The following is a 16,410-nucleotide window of genomic DNA, read 5'->3' on the forward strand; positions in this document are numbered from 1 at the left end:
TCATGCCGCGCCTCCTCCCGGAACGGTCAGCCGGTCGGTTCGGCGTTGCTTGGTGCGCAGCGATACATAGCTGACTGCGACGGACAACGTTCCGTCAGAGGCGGTCACCTCGACCTGCTCGAGTGCGATGAGGTGGCCGAGCCACTGCTGGAGGGCGGCCTGGATGAGCGCCTGTGTGGTGGCAGCGAGGGCAATGCTGTTCGGTTCGAACGTCAGCGCGAACAGTCCGCTGCCGAATTCGGGCCGCATGACTCGCTCGCCAGGGGCCGTGAACAACACCTGCGCAATCAGATCGCGAAGATGGTCGTCGTCTGTTGCGGTGGCGGTCCGGCCGGAGTTGTCGAAGCTGTACGGGAAATCCACGTTCATGTCGCGACCACCCTTGGCTGGATAGTTATCGGTAGGAGCGGGGTGCCAGTAGGCATGCAGGTGGACAGCCCGTTCTGGACGACCACGGGCGTCCCGAGGACTAGGACACGGACTGCGCCGACGGTCCACTGACCCGAAACACAGGGCGCCGAGAATGTGCAGCCTGCTATGACGTATGGCGAGGAGATCGCTACGACGGGCTGACCGCCCACGAGGACGCGCGGGACAGGTGTGGTCGGCTGTGCCTGCCCGGCATGCGAACAGGTCATGACAGCTCCTACATGGACGATCGGGCCAGGCATGTCAAACCACCGTCAGCGCACCGAGGTTGATATCCACTGTGGGCCCGGTCAACGTAATCACCGCGCCCTTGCCGTTGGAGATCACGATTCCCACATCGGTAACCGAGATCACCGCTCCAGTCGTGGATTGGAGCTGGATACCGCCGGTCGGGCCGGGCACGTCACTGATGACGATGCCGTTCTTCAGCGTGGTCTGGAGCGTGATCCCGGGAACGCCTGGCGGCACAAACGCTGACAACTTTGGAGTCTCCGCCGCCGATCCCCAGTACCCGCCGACCCAGATCGGATAGTCCGGATCACCTTGTTCGAACTCGATCCAGACGCCGGCACCGATTGCCGGCACACCGAAGACACCGGCATTGAGACCGCTGATCGGCAGGCACGGCATCGCCCAACTGCCCGGCGAGAAACCCGAGACATCGGGAACCATCGCTTGAATCCGGCCGATCTGCATCGGGTCGATGTTGTTCACGACCGTGCCGCGATACTTGCCGTAATAGGTGCTGTTCTCGTTCATACCGGAACCTTCTCGACGGTGGAGACGAGGCCGTTGCGAGCCAGGGAGAACGACTGCTTGTACTCTCCGCGCTCGAGGGTGTGCGTGACTCGGGTGACGTAGTAGAGCCCATCGAACGCCCCGCCCGCGCCGCGGACGCCGACGAGGCGGCGGGACTGGAGAATTCGGCCGTATCGTGCGACGTCGAGCGAACCGTCACCGACGACCGCGTCGCCGTGCTCGGCGGCGTACGCGAGCCCGTGCAGGAGGGCCACCCATGGCTTGTGCTTCGCGGTGTCCCGAAGCGGCACGATTTTCGGCGGCAAAGGCGGGATCAGGCCGAGCGGCGGGGTGAGTGGACTGACATCCGGGATAGGCACGCTGAGCACAGCCTTGGAGAACTGCTCCTGCAGGTATACGAGCGGTATCTCCTTGTCCTCCTTGTCGAACCGGAAGCTCAGGCTCTCCACATTGCGGTGCGGGAGATCGAGATCGAGATCGAGGGCCGGCTGCGGGGCGCCGACGCGAACTTCCGGTCCGAAATAGGCGCGGCTCGTACCAACGGTGGGCCCCGGCTCGAGATAGAAGACATAGCCTGTGCTTTCGGCCAGCAGCTTGATGTACTGCAGGTCAGTGCCATGGTGCAGCGGGATGCGTTCGATCGGGAGCGGGATGTCCTCGATCACCGGCGGGATCACGACTGGAACGATGCCGAATGCCGCGTACTTGAGCAGTGCGAGATTTACCCGGGCGAATATCGGCATGGCCGGGTACGGCAGGCCGTCGAACGGGATGAGGTCCATCAGCGCGGAGAGGTCCTTGCCCATGATGACGAGGTTGGGTTCCGGGCGAGCGTCACGAAATTCGTGACGGGTCGTCACACCGTCGATGAGCACCTGGGATATGCCCCCGAAGCTGGCCACCACGACGACACGGACCACCGGTAGCGGCGCGCCATCGCTGAGCAGGAAAACAGTGTGCAGCGGTGACCCTCGTGAGAGGCGGAACACGAGTTCGAAGCCACTTTGTGTAGCGCCCGAGGCGATCTCGACCTCCACCGATTCGAGGGTTTCCAGAATGTCGCGCCCGACCGGTACCGGTACCAGCGAACCGATGTACAACGAGAGCTTCACTCCGCTAGTCAGCATGATCTTCCACCCCCGGCATGCCTTCCGGTGCTGTGATCCGCAATCGGCGCCCGACCTTTGCTGTCAGCTCGTCCGGATGGGACGACGGATTGGCGTCGGCGATCCGCCACCACAGCTCTGGATCGCCATACCACCGGGCAGAGATGAGGTCGAGCCGGTCGCCCTCGACCACCTCGTACTGCCCTAGCGTGGCCAGTCGTTCGGGCAGCGGGACGAGGCGCCTCGACAGATACGGCACCGGTGGCTCACCTGTGCCCGGATCGTGGGCGACCACCGGCGTGTCCACATACCGACTGGTATTCGGATAAGTCGTGGCGGGCACCGCACCGGCCTCGATCAGTGCCTGCACCGGATCTCTCATGGCAGCCGCTCCAATCCGATGACCGAGAGCGTCGCCGCCGATGACCGCGCAGCGAGGCTTTCCTTCTGCTGCAGATGGCTCATGAAGATGGCGCCGCCCCGGTGGGTGAAGCCGAAGTCGTCGACCGACAACACCCGCAAACCGAGTGAGACCTTGGCGCGCAAGGGATTCAGAGCCGGATCGAATGCCTCCTCGGTGACCGCAAGGTCGGTCAGCCGGACCGGGATCACCCGGCTGCGGCTCCACACGAACAGCGTCAAGGGCGCCTCGATGGGCAGCACCTCCAGGGTGCCGGATCCCGCCAACCGGTCGTTGGCCAGGAGGTCGTCGCTGCGTGGATAGGCGAGCGTCTCCAGCACCGCCAATTGCGAATGCAGGCCGTGTTCTACGACTGTCGGCTGACGACCTGGCGGCTCCAACTGCTCGGTGGCATCCAGAACCGCATCCAGTTTGATTGTCTCGATCGGAGCGGCGCTTATCCGCAGCGGTTGTGATCGGTCGCTACTCTCCCCGCTCGTCTGCATCTGGAAAGACCGAGTCAAGGTTTCCGGATTGTACTGCAATGCTATGATTTGCAGCAACGCACCACTATTCGGGCCGATCACGACCAGGCCGCCTTTTACCAGCTTTGCTGTATAATCGAGATCCGTCATCGCAGCGCTCCCGGTATTTGTTCGCGTCCAGATGGATTGGCAACAAGAGAATCGAATGTCCAGTGACACACCGCGCCAGGTGTGTCGAGCCAGCTTTCCGTAATACTGCTCGGACCGGCTCGCCGATCATGGCATCCACCCACAAGTTCTGGCCCTTGATCACACCTGGAGATCATTGTTCGACAGTAGAAGTCGATGGCGTGGAACGAAGGCGCCAGAGTCTCACGACCAGCCCATGCTTCGCCCCCACGAGTTGCTCGTCCCACCAGTCCTGGACCATGCGAGTTACCTCCTCGTCGAGATCTTTTTTTGCATACTCCTTCCAACCGCCTTTTTCCTCATACTGGTCCGACCAATACAAGTGCGGGCATGCCGGATCGGAATTATCGAGGGTCAACGTCACGCTGTGGAAACCGGAAAAAACGCCCATGGCGAAAACGCTCCATCCCTTGTCCCCTTCATTCATCTCGAGCACCGCTTCGAAGACACTCGAATCCAGCTTTTCAGGGCGCGCGCCCCCTCTCGTGATTCGGCCGGTCTTCGATCGGAAGCCAATATCGCGAGCACCGCCCGCGAAACCAGCTGCGGCAACCTTCTCCATGGATTTGTAGATCGTGTCTCCGGTAGTCGGTAGCTCTGGCTGGGCGGTCACGATTCGCAGGCCCTTTTTCAGCGTGGCCAAGCATCGGTCTTTCCGGGTCCTCGCATTCTGCACAAAGTAGTCGCGCATCTTGGCGATGGCCTCGGAAGAGAAGGTTCGTCGCCTCGTCAGTTCGCTGCCGATGGAGCCAACCTCTTCCTCGAGTAGGGCAGTATCGGGAGTGGATTGCGAGAACTCCGACAGCGCCTCGATGATCAGCGCATGCCGGTCATCGAGCTCCTCCTCACTCAGCGTGGTCAGGTCCACGCTCGATCGCAGGGGCACTGGAATCACTTGGCGCTGCAGATGGCCACGGCGAATACCAGCCCGCTGTTGTACGACGTGTGTGAGTTCGTGCGCGATTAGACGACGACCTTCGAGCGAAGACGGGTCGTACTTTCCTCGCGCGAACACGATATTTTCGCGCAGCGTGAAAGAACTTGCCTCGAGGCTGGAGGCGGCCCGGTGTGCCGCATCGTCATCGTGGATTCGGACAGAGCCGAAGTCGAAACCGAAGCGGGCGTCCATCGTTTGGCGTACGACAGGATCCAGAGGGTGGCCGCCGTTTGCTATAGCTGCGCCGACCCCGCTGGTGTCAAGCGGTGCGCCGTGCGTCGCCGATGCGGGCTGGCGCTGGAGTGGCGCGTCTTCGAGATTCTTCTCGTCGGGCCGCTGTTCGGAAGATTCGACCGTTTTCGGCTTCTCACCAGGCTTCAGCGGGACCAACACGTGGAGTCCCGGCATCTTCGGTTGCTGCGCAAGGAAATATGCGATGGCGGCCTCGCGAGCGATTTCCTCCCGCGCAGTCTCGATCGCGGCCATGGTGGACTCGGGTCGGGCAGGGCCTTTCGTACGGCCCGGCGGCCCCGGCTCGATGCGCTCCTCGTAGGTGAGCGCAATACCGACGTCGTATTGAGGTTTTCCGAGTGGTCCCCCCGCCGCGAGGCGGACTGAGAGCCCGGGCAGAATTGCGCCGCGCTCGGAGGTGAGCGACAGACCCACGTCGTATCGAGGGTCATCGAGTGGTCCCCCGGCCGCGAGACGGCCCGAAAGCCCGGGCAGAATTGCGCCGCGCTCGGAGGTGAGCGACAGACCCACGTCGTATCGAGGGTCATCGAGTGGTCCCTCGACCGCGAGACGGCCCGAAAGCCCGGGCAGAATTGCGCCGCGCTCGGAGGTGAGCGACAGACCCACGTCGTATCGACGGTCATCGAGTGGTCCCCCGGCCCCGAAACGGGCCGAAAACCCCGGCAGGGTTGTGCCAGGCTCGTAATTGAGCGAGATACCTATGTACTCAGGGTTTTTGAGCGGGCCCTCGAATATGAGCTGACCCGAGAGTCCCTGCAGGATTGTGTCGAGCCGGATCGCGGGCAGCGGCAGCTTCGTCGGCTGTGTGGCGAGGACTCCAAGAAGAGGAACCGCGTACGGAGCCACAATCGACTGGATCTTTTTCATCAGCTTCTTACCCGCCGGGGTCTGGAGAACCGCTTCGGCAGATGTCTGCAGGGCCTGGTAGCTTGCCTGCTGCTCCTCCTCCCGCTTCTTTTCACTCTCCTCCTCTGTTGGGGGCGTTTCGGCGAGTTGCCGGAACTTCGTGTCCTCCTGCGCCGGCCCACCACCGACCTGCCTGTGCACGTTCGCCGCACTGATCGCCGCCGACGTCCAGTCGATGACACTGTCGCCGCGCGTCACAATGTCGGCGAGTTGGTCGGCCTGCCGCTCGCTCGCATCGTGGGGACAGGACACAACGAGCGGCGGGGTCGTCGTTCGAGCGCGGTGCTCGAATATGCGCGTCATGACTGACTTCTCCGCCTCGGCAGCTTTGCCCAAACAGCTCGCGCTACCTGCGCGCCGACAGTCGTGCGCGAAAGCTCGTGCCCGCTTGCCAGTGCAACCAGGTCGTGCTCAATCGCCTCCGGCAGCCCGGCCACTTCTTCCCTCGGCACGCCCTGCAGCACAACTTCACCAATCTCGACCTCGAACCGTAGCGGCATCATGTCCACCCCCGGCTCTCTACATAGGTGAGCGGCTTTTCGAGCTTCTCGTACTCTCGTCGCGCGGCCTGGTGCAGATGGTCCATCCGAACCGGGCCGCCGGTCTCGGCGGCGAGGAACGCCGCCGACAACGCAATCGCGCGGATGTTTCCTCCCGGAACCTGCAGTTGAGCCAGGCGCGTGAAGTCCAGGTTCTCGGTGGGCAATGATCGCGGAAGCTGGCGTTCCCAAATGGCCCGGCGCAGCCTCAGATCGGGAAATGGAAACATCACAATGAACCGGATTCGGCGCAGAAATGCACGGTCGAGGGCGGTCTTCATGTTCGTTGTCAGTAGCGCCAGACCTCGGTACGCCTCCATACGCTGCAGCAGGTAGGCGACCTCGACATTGGCGTATCGGTCGTGGCTGTCCTTGGCCTCGCTGCGCTTGCCGAACAGCGCATCAGCCTCGTCGAACAGCAGCACGGCGCCACTGGTCTCGGCTGCATCGAAGACGCGCTTGAGGTTCTTCTCCGTCTCGCCGATGTATTTGCTCACCACCAAGGCGAGGTCGATGCGGTACAGGTCGAGGTCGAGCTCATTCGCAAGCACTTCGGCGGCGAGGGTCTTACCGGTGCCGCTGTCTCCCACGAACAATGCGGTCACCCCGAGGCCCCGGCTCGTGGTGTCGGCCATCCCCCAGTCTCGATAGACGAGGCCGCGGTAGCGTGCTTGGCGGACTATGTCATGCAGCGCCGCTAGCGTCGGGTCGGGAAGGACTAGGTCGGTCCACGCTGCCTCGGGTGAAATGTGCTGGGTCAGGTCGTCGAGTCTGCCGCGACCATGCTCCCGGCATACTTGCCGCAGCTTGGACGTGTCGTGTCCGCCAGCGGCCTGCTCAGCGCAGATCGCCTCTACCTCCGTGGCGTCGAAGCGGAACTGGTCGGCTGCCTCCTGGAGTCTGTTGCCGTACCGGGCAGCGGCTGGACCGAGCGAGTCCTGCCAAAGAGCAAGCTGATCAGCTGCGGTCAGCTCGGGGAGGCTGCGGCAAATCAGCGTCGCTCGTGTGGTCGGCCGCGCGCCGCTCTCCGCAACTCCTGCCAGAATCAGGCAGTCGAACTCGCCGATGAAGGCATCGATTGATTCCGGTTCGCCAGCGTCGCCGCAGTCCACGTACAGCAAGCCGCCGAGCAGCGCGACCTCACGCTCGATCAGCCGGGCCAAGGCGAGGCACTCGCGACTGGAAGCATTGATCAGTGAGCTGCGGGCGACGAGCGGGAGCCGACCGGCTTCGACAGCGATACGTGCGGCGACCCGGCGTCGTATGGCCGCGCTGGCACCGCTGAGGACCACCGCCGCGGGACTGACGAGCTGGCCGAGCAAGGCGACTATCTCGGCGACGATATGCCGGTGAGCTGACGCGAGAGACCCGGCGGCATCGTCCGCCTCCAGAAGGCCGGAAAGTCGGGGATCCATGCATACCACGCCGGTCAGGAATTGAAGTATTCGTTCATCGATTTGCAGGGGTCGGTCGACCAGCCCAGGTCCGGTGCTCATTTCGATCAGCCGCCAATACCGCAGCGGGCGATCCGGTGACAATGCATCCCAGTGCTCTCCGTTCAGCTTGGTGAGGGCGAGGCCGAAGGTGGGATGAGTACGGCGGGGATCACCGTGCGCGGAACCGAACGCCGCCGCGAATCTGCTTTCCAGTTCGACACCAGCACACCAGAGCAGTAGATCGCGCTCGAACGGGGACAGCTGGAACAACTCGACCACCCGCTTCAGCTGTCCAGGTACGTCCGCCTGGTCCAGGGCTGGCATGTCGTCCGTCAGCAAGGCGTAGACGCGGGCGAGCTGACCGACCAGGGCGCGCTGGTTGTCTTCGGTGTAGCTCTCGGCCCGGATCGTAGTCATCATGGCACCGTCACCGATCGGTCGGCCAGGAATGTGGGCGGCGTCGCCGACCGGTCGACCAGGGCGCTTTCCACCCCGTCGACGCGCAGCCGTGCCCAGGCCGGACCCGTGGGCAGCGGCCCAAAGGTGAACGTCAGCCGTGACGCGCTCGCGGTGCGGGCCGGTGCGATCGCCTCCGAGCTGCCAACGGCCAGCATCGCCACCTGCTCAGGTCGCGCGGCAGGTGTCACGTCGAGGGTCGCCGTCACCGCCCCGGTAGCGGTGTCTCGCGTGATGGCAGCTGCGCTCAGATCGGGCGTAGGTGCGAGCAGCATTGCGACCGAATTCGTCTGTCGGGACGAGGTATCGGGAGGTCGGAGCATCGATGCACTCACACTCCAGATCCCGGCCGGCCAGTCGGTATCCGCTCCGGCTCCAGTGGGCAGTGCCACCTGAATCGCGTCCGGATCTGTGAGCGTGCCCATCGGAATCTCGTGCGGCGCAACGAGACGATGGCTGAATCGGACGACTGCTGATGCGCCGTCGAGATGATGACCGCGCAGTGTGACGATATCTCCCAGTTCGGCGACTTCTCTCCCTTCCGGCGGTTCAACCGAGGTGATGGTCGGGTACGGCGGTACGAGTGCCGGTGCCACCTCGACGGAGTGTGTCAGTACGGGCAGTGGGGAGGTCGCTGGTCGGGTTGCCTCGATGAGGACGACCGAGATCTCGTAGGCCGAGCTCGGTCGGTAGTGCGCCTGCGTGGCCGACCACAGCCGGGACAATTCCTCCGTGTCCATGGGCTCCGAGCTGATCCGCAAGGACTCGACCTGCTCGGCGAGGTTTGCTGCCGGCGGTTCGCGGAACGCGTCGGGCAAGATGGTCGGGTCCAGCGGAGTAAAGCTGAGTGCCCTGCTGACGGTCTCCCTATCGAGGAATGGCCGTTCATGAAGCAGGTGCATGGCGTATCCCAGCAGGATTTCGGCGTGCAGGTCGGCGTGCCCATATGCGGTGAGCAGATAGTGCAGATCGAGCGCTAAAGGTGGATTCGTCAAACGGTTGGCACCATCGCGGGAAGGCAACCCGGCGTTGCGGTATCCGAGGTTCGGCGTGACTCGGTAGAGAAAGAGGTTGAGCTGTGGCTGCGCGTTCGGATCGTCGAGCTTGATGGCGTCGGGCGCAAGCGCGGATACCTTGACCGGCGCGCCAACTGCGACGGCAGCGTCGACCAAGCCGTTGTCGAGGATGTTGCGTAATACGGCGCTCACCGCGCCGATGGCGAGGGCGGTGCTCATCGTGACCTCGCACGGAGGTCGCCGCGTAGGTATGCCGACAGCTCGCCGCCAGAGGCTTTCGGGGGCTTCGGCGGGGGCTTCGGCGGCTCGGCCGAAACAGGTGATGCGGCCCGCACATCGATTCGGCCGATGGTGACCCGCACCACCGGTGCCGTGTTGCGGTTCTGCTTTGTCGGTACAGGTTTCGAAATAGTCGAGCGAATATCTTCTTCACCGGTCAACCACGCGACGGCATCGACGAATGTGCGCGGTTCCACCTGAACAGGTACCTGGCTCGACGGTTCGTGACCTACGAGCGCGGAAGCGTCTGCACGCTGGTGTGTTGGCGCACCAGGCGTCTGGATTCGTTGTTGGGAGGCAAGGTCTTCCGCAGAGCATGGAAGATCCGACAGCGGCGGCGCCTCGGGCATCGGGGTTTCAGCGGGGACAGTACGGGAGATACAGTTCGAATCCGGTGCTGTCTCGCTGATCTGTGGCTTCGCCGCGAACTCGTCCCTCGCGGATACCGTGGGGTCGGAAGGAGCAAGGTTCAGGGCCCACGGCACGGTCGGCGAATCGTTCGGTGCCGATGGAACTCCTAGCGGAAGCCTCGCAACCGGCGAGGATTCGTCCGGATCATGGTCGATGTCTTCCGGGGCGATGCAGCCCTCGTACCCGCTCTCGTATCGGAACGGCACTCGCGGCACAACAAGCGAGCTTCCGGGTTCACCGAACGCCCGTGCCGCAAGCCGCATCAAATAGTCAGGCATCGCTGACCAACTCCAGATAGGCAGCCCGGCGAGCCGGTGAAAGGTCGAGTATTCGAGACTCCGACCAGCCATAGGACCGGGCCAGCGTGTGGATATCGTTGAGCACACGCAGCGCCGCCGTACGCACACAGCGCTCGAAGAGCATGCCGATGTCGACTCTGCTCGACCAGCGGTGGCCACACTCGGGGCACTGCAGCATCAGGATGATCTCCGCGAGCGGGTCGGCCGCGACCATCGCGGCGCAGACCGCGTCCCGCACTTCAGGCGGCAAGTCCGCGGTCGTCACACGGCTGCCATCGATTCGGGTCTCGAGGACACAACGATGCAGGAGCAACTCCGCGCCCTCGCTGACATCCCGGCAGGCGCCGAGCGAAGCCAGGTCGGTCGATGTCGGCAGCCGCCATTCGACTACGTAGCCCGATTCCTCGACCGGTTGAACTGGAACGCCGTGCGCGCCATCGAGAAGTTCGACACAGGAGATCGTCAGTTCGACATCGATCGCGCAGGATTGGCAACTGGCGAGCGCATCGATTCGGTCACCGAACGTGGCAGCATACAAGCGCAGGAGAGCCGCGTCGCACTCTCCGAGAGGAAGTGCCGCGGCCGCGCCACGCTCATTGCGGACAAGCCGGATAGCGTCGAGCACAGCAGCCGACCGGGTGGCCGCCGGCAGTCGGCCGCCGCGCTCCCACACGACTAGCGCTTCCTGCGCCGCTAAACCGCGCACGGTGCTCATCGCGTCAGCCGCCGGGCTCGACGAACACCGGTTCGCCCGGCTCCGGCGTGACGAAGTCGCGCTGCCAACCCTCGTTCTCGAGCTTGATCGTCTGGATCGCGACCGCGTTGGCGTTGGCATCGAGGTCGGGCAGCGCCTGGTACTCCGACACCCAGCACCGGAAGATGTTGAACCGCAGTGCAAGCTGTCCGGCCTCGTCGTACAGCTCGATCGTGATGTCTTTACGAAAGTCGCCGTTGACTCGACCGAGATGGAAGGCACGACTGGCCCACAGCTCGAACTCGCGGTCGTGCGTGACCCCGGCCTCCAGGGTGATCGGCTCGAACTTGGTGCGTCCCGGGGACTTCCGCGATGTCGAGTCGTCACCGCCCTCGCGGTGTTCAACGACCTCGGTACTGCGCTTGATTGCCCCTACCTTGCTGACTCCGGCCACGTACCTGCCGTCCCACATCACCCGAAACTTGAAGTTCTTGTAGGGGTCGAACCGCTTCGGATTCACACTGAACTGGGCCATCACGAACTCCTACGTGGCAATCTGACCGGCCATCTGCTGCAACTGGATGACCACGAACTCGGCAGGCTTCAGCGGCGCGAACCCCACGACGATGTTGACAACCCCGAGGTCGACATCGGTCTGTGTGGTGGTCTGGCTGTCGCACTTGACGAAATAGGCCTCGCGCGGCGTCGTCCCGGCGAATGCGCCTTGCCGGAACAGCCGGTTCATGAAGGCGCCCACATTCAGCCTGATCTGCGCCCACAGTGGCTCGGCGTTCGGCTCGAAAACCACCCACTGGGTGCCGCGATAAAGGCTCTCCTCGATGAACAGCGCGGTTCGCCGGACCGGCAGGTACTTCCATTCCGAAGCGCGCCGGTCAGCGCCCTCGAGTGTGCGTGCTCCCCACACCACCCGGCCCGCCGCTGGCATCGCACGCAGGCAATTGATCCCCAACGGGTTCAGCTTGCCGTTCTCCGCATCGGTCAGGGGTACCGAGAGAGCTGGCGCTCCCACAATGGTCGCTTCCAACCCCGCCGGCGCCTTCCACACGCCGCGCTGCGCGTCGGTACGGCCGATGATCCCCGCTACCGCTCCGCACGGAGCGAAATCCTCGAGCTGATTGTCACGTAATGGGTTTGGCGTACGAAGTCGCGGGAAGTACAGAGCGGCATGGCTACTGCTGGTACCGACCGAGCCAACGCCCGCCGCCGCGTCGTCCTTGCCATTCCATTCCGCCGGAGGGTCCACGATGAGAATGGCGCGGCGACGTTCGCAGTACGCGGCCGCAGTGTCGATCAGTCCCTGTTCGATATCGTTCTGCCCGTGCGGCGGAATGCACAGCAGATTGAATAGATCGACCTTCTCCAGAGCATATAGACCGGTCTTGTTCGACTCCGTACCTTCCGTGTAGTGCGCACCGATCAGCTCGACGCCATCGTCACCGTCGGTGTCTTCGAATACGCTGTTAGTGCCGTTGTCGTCCCAGAGGGGGTCTGTCGCAGTCGGATCGGTGTGCTCGGTCGGGCGGTTGATCGGGTCCGGCGCGGTGGACGCCCGGACCAAGGATGACTCGTTGATCACCTTGTCGGCACGCCGTGGATGGTCTGCCTCGATGGACAGGTTTCGAAAGGTCTCGATCTGACCGGTCGTGTCGTCGCGAATCGTGAGGTTGAACAGTGTCCTCGACGTCGGGTCCCCAATGTCATAGTCGACACGCGCGCGCAGCCTATTTCCCCACGTGCCAGGTGAGCTTGCTCGCACGGTGAAGTCGGCACCGGGGGAGCGCAATGCCACGCTCGCGGTGTCATCAGTCGCGCCGCCGCTTCTGAAGACCCGCACGATGACAGCCTGGGTGCCACCGTTTCGATAGAAGTCGCGTACCGCATATGTCATCGGACTCTCGACCCACAGGCCACCGAACTGCCGCTCGAAGTCGGCGAAGCTGTTGATCACCGCTGGTTCGTTCGGAGTACCGCGGAGTGTTCTGCCCAGAAACGCCGCAATCGACGTGGCGACACCAGTGATGGTCCGCACGCCGCTGGGGACCTCCTCGATATACACGCCTGGGTATGTCAGCGGAACGGGCATTACGAAACCTCCGAATCAGGAGTCCCTTCCTACAGCGCTAGAAATGGGATTGATACCTCGAAACCGACGCCGCCTACCGACGCCATCGGATCAAGTAACACTCCAGGCACCCGTCCGTAGCAATGGATCGCCGGATCTGTCTTTCGCTGAACCCGATCCGGATCGGGTGATCAAACGTTTCATCGGTGACCGCCGAATAGGGCTTCAACCGTCCACGAGGAAGCGAGCTACATCAGCGCGCTGCATCGCGCCGAGCTTGTCGAGGATGTTGTGCACATGATTCTTCACGGTGCACAACTCGATGCCCAGCCGGTCGGCTATCGCGCGGTTGCTGAGACCGAGCGCGATCTGATCGGCGATCTCCCGCTCGCGAGCGGTCAAGCGGAACCGGGCCCGGTGTGGTTGCCCGTCGCCGGCCAACGTCGCGACCCGGCGCATCAGCCCGCCGGTGATCATCGGCGGGCACAGCGTCTCGCCGATCACCGCATGCCGCACGGCCGCAATCAGGTCGTCAAGGGTGCCTTCTCTTGGCACGTAACCCACGATGCCGGCTTCCGCGCAGGCGACCACCGATTGCTCGGTTTCCGGCAGCGCCAACGCTACGACGCTCACCCCGGGCAATTCTCGGGTGAACAGGCGTGCGGCCGCTGGGCTGGTCACCGCCGACATGTCCAGCAGGACCACGTGCGCATCCATCCGCCGCGCCGCGTCGATACCGTCCAGCGACAGCTCGCACGCCCGGACCTCACCGACGTCGTCGAGCGCCAGCAGCACCGCAGCCAACCCGTCACGGTACAGCCGGATCGGTGACACGATCACGATCCGCAAGGTGGCCGGTTGAACGCGACCACTGATCATCGCGACATCGACCCCTTCCGGTGCGGACTCGTCCGGTACGAACTGAAGGACCATCGCGTCCTCCTTGGACGCCGTGCTGCGGAGTCCCGCCGAGTACTGCCCTATGACGTGCGCTCCGCAACCCGACGCGGTAATTCTCGATCGCCCGCAGGGAGTCGTGAAGAGTAGCGGTCTACTCGACCTTCCACCCGACGGCTCGCGAAATGGATGCCCGAACTGCGGTGAGAACCCCTGGCTGCCTATCCTGACCGCCGTCGCTGAGCAAGACCGCGATCGAAACCGACGCTGCACGGGTGAGTCGACCTTGTCGAGCAGTTGCCACCGGCGAACGCGTCTGGTTTGCGTTCCACGTCGCTACACGAGAAACGAGTAGCAAACTACTCGCTACGGCTACTGTGGCCCTCGTTAACCTTCTATCACACCCAGGGACCGCCGCATCGCGCTCTGGTCGAAACCCTGCGCTGTCGGCCAGCGGCCACCGGATCTCGAAGCTGTTTGCGGGCAACCAACGACATTGCACTTCATCCGAGCAGGTGGGAGAGGACACCTCGGCTATCCCTCGACCGGACGCGGGCATTCATGGGAAGGAGGGCAGCTCGATGATGAAGACCACTTTGCAGTCCCGATCTCAGATGGGTTCGACAGCACATGAGAAGGGCGTGACGTTTCGCGTGTGGGCGCCGAACGCCGATAGTGTCACGGTGGCAGGAAGTTTCAACGACTGGTCGAGGTCGGCGCATCCGCTCACCAACGAGGGCGGAGGTGTGTGGTCGGTCGAGGTGGAGTGCGCCAAGCCAGGTGATACTTACCGGTACGTGATCGTCCACGCCGGTGTCGAGCTTGCCTGGCGATGCGATCCGTATGCGTGTGCGATGGCGAGTTCGGTCGGTGACTCGATCATCGATGACCCGGACTACGACTGGGGATCTGTGCCGTTCCGGATGCCGGACTGGGACGATTTGGTGATCTACGAGCTGCACATCGGGACCTACAACGACGAGCCGGGCGGCGGCCCGGGCGATGTGGCGCGGGTGATGCAACGGCTGGATCATCTGGTCGACCTCGGTGTCAACACCATCCAACTGCTGCCGCCTGCCGAGTTCCCGGGAGGCTTCTCCTGGGGCTACAACCCGTCCTCGATTTTCGCGGTCGAAACCGATTACGGCGGGCCGCGGGCTTTGCGGGACTTGATCCGAGCGGCGCATGACCGCGGCTTGGCGGTGCTGTGCGATGTCGTCTACAACCACTTCGGTTGGGCGGACTCGATCACCCGGCGATTCGACGGCTGGTATCAACATGGCAAGGGCGGCATCTACTTCTACAACGACTGGCGCGACCGCACGCGGTGGGGACACACCCGACCCGATTACGGGCGCCCAGAAGTTCGCCGATACCTGCAAGACAACGCCCTGATGTGGTTGGAGCAGTTCCGGTTCGACGGACTGCGCTGGGACGCAACCAGTTACATCCGCAATGTCGACGGCAACGCCGACCCGGGCACCGACTTGCCGGACGGGTGGCGCGCGCTGCGTCAGATCAACAGCGAAATCGACACCCGCCAACCGTGGAAGATCAGCATCGCCGAAGACTTGCAGAACAACGAGTGGCTCACCAAGAACACCGACAGCGGCGGGGCTGGGTTCGACAGCCAATGGGACGCCGGGTTCGTCCATCCGATCCGGCGGCTTCTGACACGCGTGCGCGACGAGGACCGGGACATGCAAACAGTCCGCGCCGCGGTCGAACACCGCTACAACGATACCGCCCTGCAACGGGTCATCTATACCGAGTCACACGACGAGGTCGCCCGCCTCAACGGGAAATCACGACTGCCCGAGGACATTTCACCCGGAAACGCCAGCGACTACGCCGCGAAGAAACGTTCCACGCTGGGCGCGGTATTGGTATTCACCTCTCCCGGTATCCCGATGATCTTCCAAGGCCAGGAATTCCTCGAAGACGGCTCCTGGCACGACGACCACCCGCTCGACTGGTCCAAACGAGACGCCCATACAGGAATCCTCCACCTCTACCGAGACCTCATCGCACTACGCCGGAACCAGCACCACACCACGCGAGGACTGCGCGGACCCGGCGTCCACGTGCACCACATCAACAACACCAACAAGGCCCTTGCCTTTCACCGCTTCGCCGAGGGCGGGCCCCGCGACAGCGTGATCGTGGTGATCAACCTGGCCAACCGAGAATACGAGCGCTACCGGATCGGGGTACCACGGGAAGGTCGATGGCGAGTGCGATTCAACAGCGATTGGCAAGGATACGATCCCAGCTTCGGAAACCTGCCGAGCACAGACGCCACCAGCCGGCCACACGGGATGGACCAGATGCCCTACTGCATCGACATCGGTCTCGGCGCATACACCGCCGTCATTCTCTCCCAGGACGAGTAGATGCGAACCCGGAAACTCCAGTTCAGATGCGCTTGCCGAGCGGCACCGCAGCCGTCGTTGCAGCTACGCAGGAGCGGTCGCGGTATTCGCGACAGAGAACCAGGTCGGTACCGCAGCCTTGCTGGAAATCGGCGCGTACTCCGAACCTCGAACCTATAGCCCGACAGCAGGATGCGCCGAGATCGACGACGAGGTTCTGTCGGCTTGGACTCGGAAGTCCAGAAATCGCCACGACACCACCCTCGCGGAACTGCTCGGCGTCGCCGACACGGTCACCGCACCGCGCGCGATCGAAGCCGGAGACACCGACGAGCGACACTTCGATCAGTCGGCGACGACTGGGACATCGCGGAACTCGACCGCTGACCGAACTACGTCGCGCGCAGCGTCAGCTGACGGATGTGGCGGGGGCGCCGCGCGACCGACAGTGGAGCGCACAACTCG

General features: G+C 63.6%; 16 protein-coding genes. 1 reads left to right on the forward strand and 15 read right to left on the reverse strand.

Annotated elements, in window-relative coordinates; all coding sequences use genetic code 11:
• The 14 genes from ACRWNM_RS24660 to ACRWNM_RS24725 all read right to left on the reverse strand — a co-directional run bounded on the left by ACRWNM_RS24660 (position 1) and on the right by ACRWNM_RS24725 (position 13,471).
• Positions 1–369 carry a GPW/gp25 family protein gene (locus tag ACRWNM_RS24660; protein WP_431970458.1) on the reverse strand — a complete coding sequence of 123 codons (369 nt, stop codon included), beginning with the start codon at positions 367–369 and terminating at the stop codon, positions 1–3.
• Positions 370–672: 303 nt separating this feature from the next.
• Positions 673–1,188: a phage baseplate assembly protein V gene (locus ACRWNM_RS24665; RefSeq protein ID WP_431970459.1), complete on the reverse strand. Its 516-nt coding sequence runs from the start codon at positions 1,186–1,188 to the stop codon at positions 673–675.
• Entirely contained in the window at positions 1,185–2,225 is a 1,041-nt protein-coding gene (locus ACRWNM_RS24670) for a hypothetical protein (protein WP_431970460.1), read from the reverse strand. Before ACRWNM_RS24670 ends, ACRWNM_RS24665 begins: the two co-directional genes overlap by 4 nt.
• Before the next feature lie 79 nt (positions 2,226–2,304).
• Positions 2,305–2,664 (reverse strand): LysM peptidoglycan-binding domain-containing protein, encoded by a 360-nt coding sequence (locus tag ACRWNM_RS24675; protein WP_431970461.1) that lies wholly within the window; start codon positions 2,662–2,664, stop codon positions 2,305–2,307.
• 8 nt (positions 2,665–2,672) lie between these two features.
• Positions 2,673–3,329 (reverse strand): hypothetical protein, encoded by a 657-nt coding sequence (locus ACRWNM_RS24680; protein WP_431970462.1) that lies wholly within the window; start codon positions 3,327–3,329, stop codon positions 2,673–2,675.
• Positions 3,330–3,501: 172 nt separating this feature from the next.
• On the reverse strand, positions 3,502–5,766 hold the full coding sequence (locus tag ACRWNM_RS24685) for an eCIS core domain-containing protein (protein WP_431970463.1): 2,265 nt from the start codon (positions 5,764–5,766) through the stop codon (positions 3,502–3,504).
• Positions 5,763–5,972 carry a hypothetical protein gene (locus ACRWNM_RS24690; protein WP_431970464.1) on the reverse strand — a complete coding sequence of 70 codons (210 nt, stop codon included), beginning with the start codon at positions 5,970–5,972 and terminating at the stop codon, positions 5,763–5,765. The genes ACRWNM_RS24685 and ACRWNM_RS24690 overlap by 4 nt, the downstream gene beginning before the upstream one ends.
• A complete protein-coding gene (locus ACRWNM_RS24695; RefSeq protein WP_431970465.1) occupies positions 5,963–7,858 on the reverse strand; it encodes an ATP-binding protein in 1,896 nt (631 codons plus the stop codon). The genes ACRWNM_RS24690 and ACRWNM_RS24695 overlap by 10 nt, the downstream gene beginning before the upstream one ends.
• The gene (locus tag ACRWNM_RS24700) at positions 7,855–9,129 is read right to left on the reverse strand and encodes a DUF4255 domain-containing protein (RefSeq protein ID WP_431970466.1); all 1,275 of its coding nucleotides are present in this window, start codon (positions 9,127–9,129) and stop codon (positions 7,855–7,857) included. Before ACRWNM_RS24700 ends, ACRWNM_RS24695 begins: the two co-directional genes overlap by 4 nt.
• On the reverse strand, positions 9,126–9,878 hold the full coding sequence (locus ACRWNM_RS24705; RefSeq protein ID WP_431970467.1) for a hypothetical protein: 753 nt from the start codon (positions 9,876–9,878) through the stop codon (positions 9,126–9,128). The genes ACRWNM_RS24700 and ACRWNM_RS24705 overlap by 4 nt, the downstream gene beginning before the upstream one ends.
• Positions 9,871–10,614 carry a hypothetical protein gene (locus tag ACRWNM_RS24710; protein ID WP_431970468.1) on the reverse strand — a complete coding sequence of 248 codons (744 nt, stop codon included), beginning with the start codon at positions 10,612–10,614 and terminating at the stop codon, positions 9,871–9,873. Before ACRWNM_RS24710 ends, ACRWNM_RS24705 begins: the two co-directional genes overlap by 8 nt.
• Positions 10,615–10,618: 4 nt before the next feature.
• On the reverse strand, positions 10,619–11,128 hold the full coding sequence (locus ACRWNM_RS24715) for a phage tail protein (RefSeq protein ID WP_431970469.1): 510 nt from the start codon (positions 11,126–11,128) through the stop codon (positions 10,619–10,621).
• A 9-nt stretch (positions 11,129–11,137) separates the two neighbouring features.
• A complete protein-coding gene (locus ACRWNM_RS24720; protein ID WP_431970470.1) occupies positions 11,138–12,697 on the reverse strand; it encodes a phage tail sheath family protein in 1,560 nt (519 codons plus the stop codon).
• A gap of 204 nt (positions 12,698–12,901) precedes the next feature.
• Positions 12,902–13,471: a LuxR C-terminal-related transcriptional regulator gene (locus ACRWNM_RS24725; RefSeq protein WP_431970471.1), complete on the reverse strand. Its 570-nt coding sequence runs from the start codon at positions 13,469–13,471 to the stop codon at positions 12,902–12,904.
• Positions 13,472–13,848: 377 nt separating this feature from the next.
• On the opposite strand from ACRWNM_RS24725, the gene ACRWNM_RS24730 reads away from it, so the two are divergent.
• On the forward strand, positions 13,849–15,966 hold the full coding sequence (locus ACRWNM_RS24730; RefSeq protein WP_431970472.1) for an alpha-amylase family glycosyl hydrolase: 2,118 nt from the start codon (positions 13,849–13,851) through the stop codon (positions 15,964–15,966).
• A 22-nt stretch (positions 15,967–15,988) separates the two neighbouring features.
• On the opposite strand, the gene ACRWNM_RS24735 is transcribed toward ACRWNM_RS24730, so the two are convergent.
• The gene (locus ACRWNM_RS24735; RefSeq protein WP_431970473.1) at positions 15,989–16,285 is read right to left on the reverse strand and encodes a hypothetical protein; all 297 of its coding nucleotides are present in this window, start codon (positions 16,283–16,285) and stop codon (positions 15,989–15,991) included.
• Between the last annotated feature and the right edge of the window lie 125 nt (positions 16,286–16,410).

The organism is Nocardia sp. bgisy134 (genome assembly GCF_965341865.1).
In the GTDB taxonomy this organism is placed as follows: Bacteria; Actinomycetota; Actinomycetes; order Mycobacteriales; family Mycobacteriaceae; genus Nocardia.

Coding starts and splice junctions, on each gene's coding strand:
- ACRWNM_RS24715 (WP_431970469.1), bottom strand. CDS start 11,128: ATGGCCCAGTTCAGTGTGAATCCGAAGCGGTTCGACCCCTACAAGAAC.
- ACRWNM_RS24705 (WP_431970467.1), bottom strand. CDS start 9,878: ATGCCTGACTATTTGATGCGGCTTGCGGCACGGGCGTTCGGTGAACCC.
- ACRWNM_RS24710 (WP_431970468.1), bottom strand. CDS start 10,614: ATGAGCACCGTGCGCGGTTTAGCGGCGCAGGAAGCGCTAGTCGTGTGG.
- ACRWNM_RS24665 (WP_431970459.1), bottom strand. CDS start 1,188: ATGAACGAGAACAGCACCTATTACGGCAAGTATCGCGGCACGGTCGTG.
- ACRWNM_RS24700 (WP_431970466.1), bottom strand. CDS start 9,129: ATGAGCACCGCCCTCGCCATCGGCGCGGTGAGCGCCGTATTACGCAAC.
- ACRWNM_RS24685 (WP_431970463.1), bottom strand. CDS start 5,766: ATGACGCGCATATTCGAGCACCGCGCTCGAACGACGACCCCGCCGCTC.
- ACRWNM_RS24660 (WP_431970458.1), bottom strand. CDS start 369: ATGAACGTGGATTTCCCGTACAGCTTCGACAACTCCGGCCGGACCGCC.
- ACRWNM_RS24695 (WP_431970465.1), bottom strand. CDS start 7,858: ATGATGACTACGATCCGGGCCGAGAGCTACACCGAAGACAACCAGCGC.
- ACRWNM_RS24680 (WP_431970462.1), bottom strand. CDS start 3,329: ATGACGGATCTCGATTATACAGCAAAGCTGGTAAAAGGCGGCCTGGTC.
- ACRWNM_RS24720 (WP_431970470.1), bottom strand. CDS start 12,697: ATGCCCGTTCCGCTGACATACCCAGGCGTGTATATCGAGGAGGTCCCC.